This window comes from Actinoplanes sp. URMC 104 (genome assembly GCF_051386375.1).
In the GTDB taxonomy this organism is placed as follows: Bacteria; Actinomycetota; Actinomycetes; order Mycobacteriales; family Micromonosporaceae; genus Actinoplanes.
Genome location: NZ_JBPQTO010000005.1, coordinates 118,031 through 131,007 on the forward strand (window position 1 = coordinate 118,031; position 12,977 = coordinate 131,007).

A 12,977-nucleotide genomic window follows, 5' to 3' on the forward strand; every position below is an offset into this window, starting at 1 on the left:
TAACCTGGGCTCGTGACGTCGAGCGACACCGTGACTCCCCCGGCGGCCGGCCGCCTGTCCACCGGGGAGCTCGCCGTGACGCGCCACCTGCTCGTGCACGGGCCGGCCACCCGGGGCGACCTCAGCGACCTGCTGCGCGTCTCGCCCGCGTCGATGTCGCGCCTGGCCCGCTCGCTTGTCTCCGACGGCATCGTCGCCGAGAACGCCGAGCCGGTCCCGGGCGTGGGCCGCCCCCGGCAGATCCTGTCCGTGGTGCCCGGCGCCCGCCACGTCGTCGGCTGCAAGCTCACCGCCACCCGGGCGTACGGGGTCGTCTGCGACATGCTCGGCGACGTCAGCGCCACCGCGGAGACGGCCCTGCCCGCTCCCGACGCGGGCGGCACGGTGCCGGTCGCCGCGACCGTCCGGGCGCTCGCCCAGCTCGTGGGCAGGCTCGCCCGCAGGGTGCCCTCGGTCGACGGCGTCGGCGTCTCGCTGGGCGGCGTCATCGCCGGCCGCGCCGTCGTGCGCGAGGGGACGTTCCTCGGCTGGCGCGACGTCGACCTCGCCGGCCCGCTGCGGCAGCGGACCGGCCTGCCGGTGGTCGTCACCAACGACGTCACCGCCCTGGCCCGCGAGCAGCTGTGGTTCGGCGCCGGCCGCACCCACGCCACGTTCGGCGTCATCACGGTGGGCGCCGGGCTGGGCTTCGGGGTCGTCCGCGAGGGCGTCGTGGTGGAACAGCTCATCGACAACGGCCACCTGCTCGCGCACGCCCCGCTGGACGGCCGGGGCCCGCGGTGCGGGCTGGGGCACCGCGGCTGCGTGGCGGCGTACCTCAACCGCGACGACATCGAGCGGCGCGCCGCGATGGCCTTCGACGAGGTCGTGCGCCGCGCCGGCGACGGCGACCGCGCCGCCACCGCCGTGATCGACGGCGCCGCCCGGGCGCTGGGCCATCTGGCCGCCACCTTCGCCGGGGCGCTGCAGACCACGCACATCGTGCTGGCCGGCGAGGACATCGCCGCCGTCGCGGCCTCCCCCGCCATGGCTGAGGCCGTCGCCGACCGCCTGCGCCCCGGACCCCGCGAGACCCAGCGGTGCAGCCTCGACATCACCGTCGCGCCGCTGACCTTCAGCGACTGGGCTCAGGGCGCGGCCGTGGCCGGCATCCAGGCCGTGCTGGGCGCCGCCTGACCGGGAGGGCCCGGCAGGATCCAGATAACGCCGGGCCGACGCCGCGATCACCGTCGGTCGGTGCCTGGTGACGCGAGCCCCGCGATGCGGTTGGATTGGCTCTCTGAGGTAGGGAGACGATCACTTGCGATGGTGGCGGCTGTCGCTGCTCGTCGCTGCCGGTGTTGTCGGAGCCGTTGCAGCGACGATCGGCGCCGTGTCCGTCAACGTGGCAACCGGCGGCACGGCCAAAGGCCTCCCGTGGCTCGAGAGGCACCCGTGGGAGTGGTCCGCGGGCGCGACCCTCGCCGTGGCCGCCGCAGCATTGGCGGGCTGGTTCGCTCAACGGGCGTATGAGCGTGGCCCGACTGTTCACATCCCTTCGAAGCAACGACCGCTCACTGTGTTGGCCGTGCCGGAACAGCCTGTCCTGCCGTCCGTGACTCCCCCTTGGGGACTCCGCAGTACGCCGCTACGCGGCCGCGAAGTCGTCTTGACAACGATGGCGATCACGTCCTCGAACGTCGGTGGAACGATCACCGTGCTGCACGGCCTCGGCGGCGTCGGCAAGACTCGGCTGGCGCTCGAACTGGGACACCTGGCGGCCGAGGACGGCGTGATCGTCTGGTGGGTGGAGGGCGCCGACACGGCGGCCTTCGAGGCGGCGATGCGTGCTGTGGGGTACGCCGCGGGCGCAACCCAGGACGACTTCGCGAAGTCACATCCCGCGGACGCGACCTGGCGGGCGCTGGAACGGATCGCTGAACGGTGGCTGCTTGTCATGGACAACGCCGACAATCCGCCAGCACTCAGCCGCGAACGCCCCCTTGCCGAAGGTCGCGGATGGTTGCGGGTTCCACCGGCCCGGGGCACCGTCGTGATCACTAGTCGCGACGGGCGCTCGGAGGAGTGGGCACCCTGGATCGGATCTCATCAGCTCGCGCCACTCACGCCGGAAGCCTCCGCCGATGTCTTGCTTGATCTCGCCGGAGCCGCCGGCACCACCAGTCACGCGATGAGCCTCGGCGAGAGTCTCAGCGGGATCCCGCTGCTGTTGCACCTGGCCGGTTCCGCCCTGAAAAGGGCCGGCGACCTGCCATCGAGCTGGCACTCCTCGCCCGCTGTGCGAACGTTCGACGACTACCGGCGAGCCTTGACGGCGGACAACAGCGACGGAGCCAGGGCGGCACCCGACGTGGAACACCTTTTCCAACGAACCTGGGAAATCAGCTTGGATCAACTGGCCCGCACCGGGCTGCCGCATGCCCGGACGCTGCTGTTGCTGGCATGCTGCTTCGCGGACGCCCCGCTGCCCTACGAGGAGGTCTTTGATCCTGCGGTGCTGCGCAGCAGTGACCTGCTCGCCGACATAACGCCGGCGGACCTGTTGACGGCGATACGCGGGCTGGAGGAACTCGGTCTTATCGCGATCACTGCAACTGATCCGACGGACCGGGACACGGAGACCGCGCTGCTGACCCTGCATCCCGCGGTACGAACGGCCGGCCGGGCACATCCGGAACTCGCTGGAGCATCCGGGCCCTACTGGAAGCTCGCTGTTGACCTGATGATCGCCGTAGCCGACCGTGCCGAGGCGAGTCGCTCGGGCTTTCGCATCTGGGCGTACCTGAGCGAACACGCCGTTGCGACGTTGGGCCCGGAATCGGCACAGCTGTCCAAGAGCGCGCGTCGGGCCGCCGATCAGCACCTGTCGCGCAGAGTGGCGGTGATGCGGTCCGGCATCCGCCAGCTCGTGCGCAACGGACTGCACGCCCAAGCACTCGTCATCTATGACGCCCTGGTGAGGCTCCAGCAGGAACGATACGGAGAAAGGCACACCGATGTCATCGCGACCCGTCGAGACAGAGCTACAGCTCTTCGAACGATCGGCCGGCACGGACGCGCGCTTGCGGAGCTGGACGCCATCCTTGCCGTACTGACGGAAGGCGGGGGAAGGCGCCACCCGGACGTATTGGTCGTGCGCGACAGCCGGGCACGCCTCCTCCGGGACATCGGCCGACTCGAACAGGCAGTCTCGGAGTTCACCGAGATCTTGACGATGATGCCCGAGACACGCGACATCAGGCACGACCACATGCTGACAGTCAGACACGAGCGCGCTCGCGCACTGCAGGAAATGGGGCGCTATGAGCAGGCCCTTGCCGAATTCGACGACATCATCGACCGTCGGGAGTCCCTCGACGGCTCTCGTCATCCATACGTACTCACCAGCAGGCACGAACGTGCACGCACCCTGCGGGAGGCCGGACGACATGTCGAAGCAACAGCCGAATTCGACGACATCATCGCCGTGCAGGAAACGCTTTACGATCCCCACCATCCGATCGTGCTGACGAGCAGGCACGAACGTGCGCGGACCTCCCACGAGGCCGGACGTCATGACGAAGCGGTTGCCGAGTTCGATGCCGTCATAGCCATTCTCCGGGATCGGAGGCCGCGGGACGAGGAGTTCCTGCTCGCGCTTCGCGCCAGCCGGGCAAGAACCGTCGCCGCGATGGGGAGTGGCAGTGATGCTCTGGCAGAGCTGGACGCCGTGGTCGACGCGTATCAGAAGCTGCCGGTCTCATCCATCGATCGCCTCTTGACCATCCGTTACGACCGCGTCCGGATCATGCATGCCCTCGGCCGCGGCCACCAGGCGCTGAGTGAACTGGACGTCATCACGCGGCAGCGCCTCGAGCACTTCGGCTCAGGGCATCCCGCAACACGGGAGAGCACGGCGCTGGCCGAGCTCATTCGCCTCGAGGCTCGGACCGACAGCAGTCCCGAATAGCTATCGGTCCGACGTAACGCAGGACAGCATTGTCATTGTCCACTCGAATCAGAAGGAGACCGCTGGTGCCGGCGATGCGGCGGAACCGAGAGTTCAGCCTCCTGTGGACCAGCCAGGTGCTGTCCGACCTCGGTGGCGCGATCGCCCTGCTCGCCATGCCGCTGCTGGTGCTCGAGCTGACGGGCTCGGCGGTGCAGGCCGGGGTGGTCGGCACCGCTGCGCAGGCGACCAGGCTGCTGACCCGGCTTCCGGCGGGAGCGCTCGCCGACCGGATGAACCGCGGCCTTGCCATGCTCATCTGCGACGCCGCACGCTTGACCGCGTACTTGGTCCTGGCGGCCACGGTAGCGATCAACCGAGCCGGCATCGCCATCATCATCACCGTTGCTGTGGTCGATGCCGCCTGCTCGGCGCTGTTCAACAGCATCGAGCACTCCGCGCTTCGCACCATCGTGCCGGCCCCCGACATGCCCGCCGCGGTCTCCCGCAACGAGGCCCGCAGCTACGGCACATCTCTGGCTGGTCCACCGCTGGGCGGCCTGCTCTTCGGCTGGGCGTACGCCCTTCCGTTCCTTGGCAACGCGGTGTCCTTCCTGGCCTCGCTCATCGGCCTGGCACTCATCCGGAAGCCCCTGCGGGCCGGCCGACCGATCAACCAGCCAGAAAGCACGGCCGCCTTGCGCGACGGAATCAGGTTCGTCTTCGGCAACGCCTTTCTCCGGACGGTCATCCTCATCGCCGCGCCGCTCAATTTCGCCCTGTACGGTTCGATCTTCACCATCATCGTGACCCTTCAAGCCAACGACGTCGCCCCCGGCGTCATCGGCCTGACGGAGACGATCGTCGGGGCCGGCGGTCTCATCGGCGCTCTGGCCGCGCCCGTTCTGACGCGCCGGCTCTCCTTCGCGGTGTTGATCCGCGGGCTCCTCTGGGCGGCCGTTGTGTTTCTCGCGCTCTGCTCCGTGCTGACCACCAGCCTGATAGCCGCCGTGCCGATCGCCTTGACCGTCCTGGTCGGTCCGGCGTGCAACGCGGCCCTGTTCGCTCACCAAGCCGCAATAACTCCCAACCACCTTCAGGGCCGCGCCCTGTCCGTGATCTTCGCGGCTGCCATGTCGGCGGCTGCTACAGCCCCTCTGCTGGCAGGCGTCTTCTTCACCGCATGGGGCAGCACGACCACGGTTCTCATCTTCGCTGCCTCCGTCGCCGTATCCGCGCTGGTCGCCAGCTTGGCCTCCAGCATCCGGCACGTGATCCGAGTCCAGGAAGCACCGCAGGCGAGCCTTTCCACCGAGGGTCCGTCCATGGGTATGAGTCACTGACAGTGCGCGGCCCTTTCCTCCCGGCCATTCCATCGGTAACCTTCGATTGTTATCGTTAACAGCGCCCTAGTCGGGAGAGTTCGACATGCCTCCTTTCGCCCTGAGCCGGCGCCGGCTGCTGCAGGCCACCGGCGCGGCGACCCTGGCCACCGCGACCGGGGCCACGGCCCTCGGACAGCGCCCCGCCGCCGCCGCGATCGTGCCGCCGGGCCGCCCGGATGCGGGCGCGGCGGCGTACGCCTTCGATCTGGGGCAGGTGCGGCTGACCGCGGGCCGGTTCCTCGACAACCAGACCCGGGCGCTGAACTACCTGAGGTTCGTCGACGTGGACCGGCTGCTGCGCGTCTTCCGGGTCAACCACCGGCTCCCGACCGGTGGCGCCGCCGCGAACGGCGGCTGGGACGCGCCGGACTTCCCGTTCCGGTCGCACGTACAGGGCCACTTCCTGACCGCGTGGGCGCAGGCCTACGCCGTGCTCGGTGACACGGTGTGCCGGGACAAGGCGGACTACATGGTCGCCGAGCTGGCCAAGTGCCAGGCGAACAACGGCGCCGCCGGGTTCGGCGCGGGCTACCTGTCGGGCTTCCCGGAGTCGGACTTCACCGCGCTCGAGGCACGGACGCTGTCGAACGGCAACGTGCCGTACTACTGCGTCCACAAGACGCTCGCCGGGCTGCTGGACGTCTGGCGGCACACCGGCAACACGCAGGCGCGGAGCGTGCTGCTCGCGCTCGCCGGCTGGGTCGACACCCGTACGGCGCGGCTGAGCTCGAGCCAGATGCAGGCGATGCTGGGCACCGAGTTCGGCGGCATGAACGAGGTGCTGGCCGACCTCTACCAGCAGACCGGCGACGCCCGCTGGCTCACCGCCGCGCAGCGCTTCGACCACGCCGCCGTGTTCGGCCCGCTGGCGGCCGGCGCCGACCAGCTCAACGGGCTGCACGCCAACACGCAGGTGCCCAAGTGGATCGGGGCGGCCCGCGAGTACAAGGCGACCGGCGCCACGCGGTACCGGGACATCGCGGGCAACGCGTGGACGATCACCACCCGGGCGCACACGTACGCCATCGGCGGCAACAGCCAGGCCGAGCACTTCCGCGCGCCGAACGCGATCGCCGCCTACCTGAGCAACGACACCTGCGAGCACTGCAACTCGTACAACATGCTGAAGCTCACCCGCGAGCTGTGGCTGCTCGACCCGGGCAACGCCGGATATTTCGACTTCTACGAGCGGGCGCTGCTCAACCATCTGATCGGCGCGCAGAACCCGGCCGACAGCCACGGCGGCGTCACCTACTTCACGCCGCTGCGGCCAGGCGGGCGCCGCGGGGTCGGCCCGGCCTGGGGCGGCGGCACCTACTCGACCGACTACAGCTCGTTCTGGTGCTGTCAGGGCACCGGCATCGAGACCAGCACCAAGCTGATGGACTCCATCTACTTCCACGCCGGCACGACGCTGACCGTCAATCTGTTCGTGCCCTCGACGCTGACCTGGTCCCAGCGGGGCATCACGGTCAGCCAGTCGACCACCTACCCGGTGGGCGACACCACCACCCTGACCGTGTCGGGCTCCCCCGGCGGGTCCTGGAGCATCCGCGTCCGCATCCCCGCCTGGACGCAGAACCCGGTGATCAGCGTCAACGGCGCGGTGCAGAACGTCGCCGCGACGCCCGGCAGCTACGCGACCGTCACGCGGACCTGGGCGGCCGGTGACACGCTCACGGTGCGGCTGCCCATGCGGGTGGTCCTGGAGCCGGCCGGCGACAACCCCGCCGTGCAGGCCGTCACGTACGGACCGACGGTGCTGTGCGGCAACTACGGCAGCACCGCGCTGACCGGGCTGCCGGCCCTGACCGTCTCGTCGATCACGCGCACCGGCACGTCGAGCCTGGCGTTCACCGCCACCGCCAACGGCACGAGCGTGAGCCTCGGGCCCTTCTCCGACGCCCACGGCTTCAACTACACCGTCTACTGGCGGACCGGCGGCGCGGGCGCGGTCAAGCTGGTCAACGCCGCCACCGGCCTCGTCCTCGGCATCCGGGACATGTCCACCGCCGACGGCGGCCCGGCCGTGGTGTGGGGAGACACCGGAACCGCCGACCACCTGTGGGAGCGGATCACCGACGGCGCCGCCGTCCGGTTCCGCAACGTCAACAGCGGCAAGGTCCTCGGCGTCGAGAACATGTCCACGGCCGACAACGCCCGGGTCCTGCAGTGGTCGGACACCGGAACCGCCGACCACCGCTGGACGCTGGCCGACAACGGCAACGGCACCTATCGGATCCGCAACGTCAACAGCGGCAAGCTGCTGGCCGTCCTCGACGGCTCGGGCACGTGGGGCGCCCAGGTGGTGCAGGACTCCGACAACGGCAGCGCCGACAACAGCTGGCGCCTCGTCTGAGCGCGGCGGCGCGGGGACGACGAGGCCACGGACGCGATCCATGGCCGTCGTCGTCCCCGCCCCGTCAGACGCGAAGGGTGCGGGGGCGCAGGTACACCGCCCAGGTGACCAGCACGCACACCGCGTAGAAGGCGATGAAGGCGATGTACGCCGCGTCGGCCTCCTTGGTGGTCAGGAACGACTGGCGGAAGGCCAGGTTGACCAGCACGCCGCCGAGGGCGCCGACCGCGCCGGCGATGCCGATGACCGCGTTGGACAGGCGGCGCGCCTCGTGGTCGTCGCCGGGGTGCTTGCGCTTGAAGATGGCGGGGATCATCTTGTACGTCGAGCCGTTGCCGATGCCGCTGAACACGAACAGCGCGATGAACCCGACGATGTAGAGCGGCAGCGAGCGCAGCTGGGCGGCCAGCAGCACGATGCTCGCCCCGGCGGCCATCGCGAGGAAGTTGACGAACGTGACGCGGGCGCCGCCGAGCCGGTCCGCCAGCGCGCCGCCGACCGGGCGGATCAGCGAGCCGAGCAGCGGGCCCAGGAACGTCAGGTACGCGGCCTTGACCGGGGTGCTGAACACGTCGTGGAACTGCACCTGCAGCACCTGGCCGAACGCGAACCCGAAGCCGATGAACGAGCCGAACGTGCCGATGTAGAGCAGCGACATCACCCACGTGTGCGGCTCGCGGACGGCGTCGCGCATGCCGCGCTTCTCGTTGCGGGCCTGCGCCAGGTTGTCCATGTAGAGCGCGGAGCCCAGCGCGGCCAGCACGATCAGCGGGATGTAGATGCCCGCGACGATGCCGGGGTGGCCCGCGCCGGCGACGGCGAGCACGAACAGGCCGACCAGCTGCACCGCGGCCACGCCGAGGTTGCCGCCGCCCGCGTTGATGCCCAGCGCCCAGCCCTTGAGCCGGTCCGGGAAGTACGCGTTGATGTTGGTCATCGACGAGGCGAAGTTGCCGCCGCCCACGCCGGCCACCGCGGCGATGATCACCAGCGTGGAGTAGTCGACGCCGGGCCGGATGAGGAACGCGGCGAGCACCGAGGGCACGAGCAGCAATGCGGCGCTGAACACGGTCCAGTTGCGCCCGCCGAACCGGGCCACGGCGAAGCTGTACGGGATCCGCAGCGCGGCCCCGACCAGCGTGGGCACGGCGGTGAGCAGGAACTTGCCGGCCGGGTCGATGCCGTACTCGGGGCCGAGGAACAGCACCAGCACCGACCACAGCGACCACACCGAGAAGCCGATGTGCTCGGAGGTGATCGAGAAGATCAAGTTGCGGCGGGCGATCGGCGCGCCGGTCGTGTTCCAGAACGAAGGGTCCTCGGGCCGCCAGTCGTCGATCCAGTGCGCCCGCAACGAAGCCGAGGGTCGGGCGGCGGGCAGGGTGGCAGTCATGTCAGTCCCCCAGAACAATCTTGTCGTCGTCGATGCGGACCGGATAGGTGGCGAGGTCGGGCTGGCCGGTGAGCGAGCAGCCGGTGCGCAGGTCCCAGGCGTTCAGGTGCAGCGGGCAGATGACCTGCTTGAGGTCGATCTGGCCGTCCGCGAGCGGGCCGCCCTTGTGCGGGCAGACGGCCTGCACGGCGCGCACGGAGCCGTCGCGCAGGCGGAAGATCGCGATCATCTCCCCGTCGACGGCGAAGGTGCGGCCCTCGCCCGGCGGGATCTCGTGGATCGAGGCGATGGCCCTCATGCGCGCACCGGGACCTGGGGCAGCACGGTCAGCGGCAGCGACGTGCGGAACTGACCGGGGGTGGCGGGCTCGTCGCGGTCCTTCCACGGGTCGCGGTAGGCGGCGACCGAGGCGTCCATCGCGGCGTCCAGGTCGGCCGCGATGCCGTCGGCGTCCTCGACGACGATCTCGCGGATCCGGTCGATGCCGATGCGCGGCACGAAGGCGTACGTGCGCTCCAGCCAGTTCGCGTTCTGCCGGTAGTACTCCAGGAACCGGCCGGTCAGCGTGATGACCTCGTCCGGAGTGTCCACGGTGGCCAGCAGGTCACCCTTGCGCACGTGGGCGCCGGCCGCGCCGCCGACGTAGATCTCCCACTTGCCGCCGTCGATCGCGACGACGCCGAGATCCTTCACGTACGCCTCGGCGCAGTTGCGCGGGCAGCCGGTGACCGCGAGCTTCATCTTGCCGGGCCCCTCGATGCCCTGGTATCGCTCCTCGAGCGCGATGCCCAGCGCGGTCGAGTCGCCGACGCCGAAGCGGCAGAAGTCCGAGCCGACGCAGGTCTTCACCGTGCGGAAGCTCTTGCCGTACGCGTATCCCGACGGCATGTCGAGGTCGGCCCAGATCTCCGGCAGCTTCTCCTTGGGCACGCCCAGCAGGTCGATGCGCTGCCCGCCGGTGAGCTTGACCATCGGCACCCGGTGCTTCTCGGCCACCTCCGCGATCCGCTTGAGCTGCGCGGGGCTGGTGACGCCGCCCTTCATCTGCGGCACCACCGAGAACGTGCCGTCGCGCTGGATGTTGGCGTGCACCCGGTCGTTGATGAACCGCGCGTCGCGCTCGTCGACGTACTCGCCGCCCCACATCATCTTGAGCAGCGACGCGAGGCCCATCTTGCTCTTCGCGTCCTCCTCGCCGCCCAGCTTCGCGAACACCTGCGACACCGACTTGAGCTCGTGCACACGGATCGCGTTCATCAGCTCGGGCTTGGGCATCGGGATGCCGGGCACGTACCACGAAGCCGCCGGGTCCTCCTCGACCTCGCCGCCCGCGGCCCACTCGACGATCCGCTGCACCAGCGGCTTGCAGGTGCCGCAGCCCTTGCCCGCGCGGGTCTTGTCCATAACGCCGGTGACGGTCTTGCAGCCACCCTGGACGACGCCGCAGATCGCGCCCTTGCTGACGCCGTTGCAGTTGCAGACCTGCTCGTCGTCGGCCATGTCCTCGACCTTGACCTCGCCGGCCGGCCCGCCCAGGTCGAACATCAGCTCGGCGCGGTCCTCGGGCAGCGCCAGCCCGCGGTCGAAGGCCTGCATGAGGAACGCGACCTTCTTGACGTCGCCGACCATCGTGGCGCCCACGAGCCGGCCGTCGCGGATGATGACGTTCTTGTAGATGCCCTTCTTCGGCTCGGTGAACGTCAGCGACTCGTCGTCGTCGCGCTCGGGCTCCTTGAGGCCCATCGCGGCCACGTCGACGCCCGCCACCTTGAGCTTGGTCGCCACCTGCGAGCCGTGGTACTCCGCGAACGGGTTGACGCCGGTCAGGTGGTCGGCGAGCACCTTGGCCTGCTCCCACAGCGGCGCGACCAGCCCGTAGACCTCGCCGCGGTGCTGGGCGCACTCGCCCACCGCGTAGATGTCGTCCTCGTCCTGGCAGCGCATCTGGTCGTCGACCACGATGCCCCGCTCGACCACCAGCCCGCTGGCGGCGGCCATCTCGGCGTTCGCGCGGATGCCGGCGGCCACCACGACCACGTCGCACGGGATCACCCGGCCGTCGGCGAGCTTGACGCCGGTGACCGCGTGCTTGCCGAGGATCTCGGTGGTCATGCCGTTGACGACGACGTCGATGCCGAGCCGCGCCTCGATCGTGGCCCGCAGCGTCTCGCCGGCGACCTCGTTGAGCTGGGTGTTCATCAGGTGCCCGGCGGCGTGCACGAGCGTGACGTGCGACAGGTGGTTCTGCAGGCCGCGGGCGGCCTCGAGGCCCAGCAGCCCGCCGCCGATCACCACGGCGCGCTCGTGCTCCCGGGCGTACCGGATCATCGCCCGCGTGTCGTCGAGCGTCCGGAACGCGAACACGCCCTGGTGGTAGCCGCGGCCGGGCCGGTGGATGCCGGGGATCGGCGGGACGAACGCGCGGCTGCCGGTGGCGATGATGAGCTTGTCGTACGGGGTGGCGGTGCCGTCGGTCGCGTACACCATCTTGGCGAACCGGTCGATGCGCTCGATCCGCGTGCCCGTGTGCAGCGTGATGCCGTTCTCGGCGTACCAGGAAAGGTCGTTGAGGAAGATGCCGGCCTCGTCCTCCACGCCCGCGAGGACGTTGGAGAGCATGATCCGGTTGTAGTTGCCGTACGGCTCGTCGCCGAACATCGTGATGGCGAAGTCGCCGCCGCGGGCCAGCAGTTCCTCCACCGTACGGGCTCCGGCCATGCCGTTGCCGACGACCACCAGTCGCTGCGTCATCAGACCTCCACCAGCCCCAGGTCGACGACCACCGTGCCGGACACGCCCGCGGGCGCGGCCAGCCACAGCTCGACCGCGGTGCCGGCGACCAGGTCCTCGACCACGCGCAGCGGCACGTGCACGTCGCCGCGGGCGCCGATCGGGAAGTACCGCATCGGGCTGCCGTCGCGCATCAGCACGACGCTGACCAGTTCGGGGGCCGCGTTGCCGCCGCGGAAGTAGACCGCCTGCGTGGTGACGCCGCCCGGCACCACGTAGGACAGTGCGGGGTCGATCGGCGCGGGCCGGTCCAGGCCCTTGCCCTCGAAGGGGAAGACGCCTTGCAGGAATCGCGGGGTGGAGTGCACCACTAATCGCCTCTCGTGTGCAGGGTGATCGCGACGGCGCAGGCCTTGAACGCCGGCATGCGCGAGTGCGGGTCGAGCGCGGGGTTGGTCAGCGCGTTGGCGCCGGGCCAGTGGAACGGGGCGAAGACGGTGTCCGGGCGGATGCCGTCGGAGAGCCGGGCCCGCAGCACCGCGGCGCCGCGGCGGCTGCGCAGCTCGACCAGGTCGCCGTCGGCGATGCCGTGCCGGCGGGCCAGGTCGGGGTGGATCTCGGCGCGGGGTTCGGGCAGCGCGACGGTGAGCGCCTTCACCCGGCGGGTCTGGTTGCCGCTCTGGTACTGCTGCATGTTGCGGCCGGTGGTCAGCACGTACGGGTACTGCCGGTCAGGCATCTCGGCCGGGTCGCGGTGCTGCACGGGGATCAGCCGCGCCCTGCCGTCGGAGGTGGGGAAGCCGTCGGCGAACAGCCGCGGCGTGCCCGGGTGGTCCGGCGCCGGGCAGGGCCAGAACACGCCGTCCTCGGCCTCGATGCGCTCGTAGGTGATGCCCGCGTAGTCGGCGATGCCCCCCGCGCTGGCCCGGCGCAGCTCGTCGAAGACCGTGCGGGGATCGCTGCTCTCGTGCCGGCCGAGCCGCCTGCCGAGCTCGGCGAGCATCTCCAGGTCGGTCTTCACGTCCGGCGGCGGGGGCAGCGCACGCTTGCGGCGGATGACCCGGCCCTCGAGGTTGGTCATCGTGCCCTCCTCCTCGGCCCACTGGGCGGTCGGGAGGACGACGTCGGCGAGCTCGGCCGTCTCGGAGCGGAAGATGTCGGACACGACCAGGAAGTCGAGCG

9 protein-coding genes are annotated in these 12,977 nt (G+C 70.4%); 4 read left to right on the plus strand and 5 right to left on the minus strand.

Annotated features, from left to right (window positions below; genetic code table 11):
* Window positions 1–12 precede the first annotated feature (12 nt).
* The 4 genes from ACSNN8_RS20435 (at window position 13) to ACSNN8_RS20450 (ending at window position 7,672) form a co-directional block, all read left to right on the plus strand.
* Window positions 13–1,176 (plus strand): ROK family protein, encoded by a 1,164-nt coding sequence (locus ACSNN8_RS20435; protein WP_436650870.1) that lies wholly within the window; start codon window positions 13–15, stop codon window positions 1,174–1,176.
* Window positions 1,177–1,657: 481 nt separating this feature from the next.
* Window positions 1,658–3,949: a tetratricopeptide repeat protein gene (locus tag ACSNN8_RS20440; RefSeq protein WP_436650871.1), complete on the plus strand. Its 2,292-nt coding sequence runs from the start codon at window positions 1,658–1,660 to the stop codon at window positions 3,947–3,949.
* 74 nt (window positions 3,950–4,023) lie between these two features.
* Window positions 4,024–5,271: an MFS transporter gene (locus ACSNN8_RS20445; protein WP_436650881.1), complete on the plus strand. Its 1,248-nt coding sequence runs from the start codon at window positions 4,024–4,026 to the stop codon at window positions 5,269–5,271.
* A gap of 85 nt (window positions 5,272–5,356) precedes the next feature.
* Window positions 5,357–7,672, plus strand: coding sequence for a beta-L-arabinofuranosidase domain-containing protein (locus tag ACSNN8_RS20450; protein WP_436650872.1), 2,316 nt, complete (start codon window positions 5,357–5,359; stop codon window positions 7,670–7,672).
* 64 nt (window positions 7,673–7,736) lie between these two features.
* Here the strand turns inward: ACSNN8_RS20450 and ACSNN8_RS20455 are convergent, their stop codons facing one another.
* From ACSNN8_RS20455 to ACSNN8_RS20475, 5 genes are all read right to left on the minus strand, one after another.
* The gene (locus ACSNN8_RS20455) at window positions 7,737–9,065 is read right to left on the minus strand and encodes a nitrate/nitrite transporter (protein ID WP_436650873.1); all 1,329 of its coding nucleotides are present in this window, start codon (window positions 9,063–9,065) and stop codon (window positions 7,737–7,739) included.
* Between the two features lies 1 nt (window position 9,066).
* Window positions 9,067–9,363: a Rieske (2Fe-2S) protein gene (locus ACSNN8_RS20460; protein ID WP_436650874.1), complete on the minus strand. Its 297-nt coding sequence runs from the start codon at window positions 9,361–9,363 to the stop codon at window positions 9,067–9,069.
* Window positions 9,360–11,816, minus strand: coding sequence for a nitrite reductase large subunit NirB (gene nirB, locus ACSNN8_RS20465; protein ID WP_436650875.1), 2,457 nt, complete (start codon window positions 11,814–11,816; stop codon window positions 9,360–9,362). Before nirB ends, ACSNN8_RS20460 begins: the two co-directional genes overlap by 4 nt.
* Window positions 11,816–12,163: a molybdopterin oxidoreductase gene (locus ACSNN8_RS20470; RefSeq protein WP_436650876.1), complete on the minus strand. Its 348-nt coding sequence runs from the start codon at window positions 12,161–12,163 to the stop codon at window positions 11,816–11,818. Before ACSNN8_RS20470 ends, nirB begins: the two co-directional genes overlap by 1 nt.
* Before the next feature lie 2 nt (window positions 12,164–12,165).
* The coding region (locus ACSNN8_RS20475; protein ID WP_436650877.1) for a molybdopterin oxidoreductase family protein at window positions 12,166–12,977 on the minus strand (812 nt) is incomplete at its 5' end.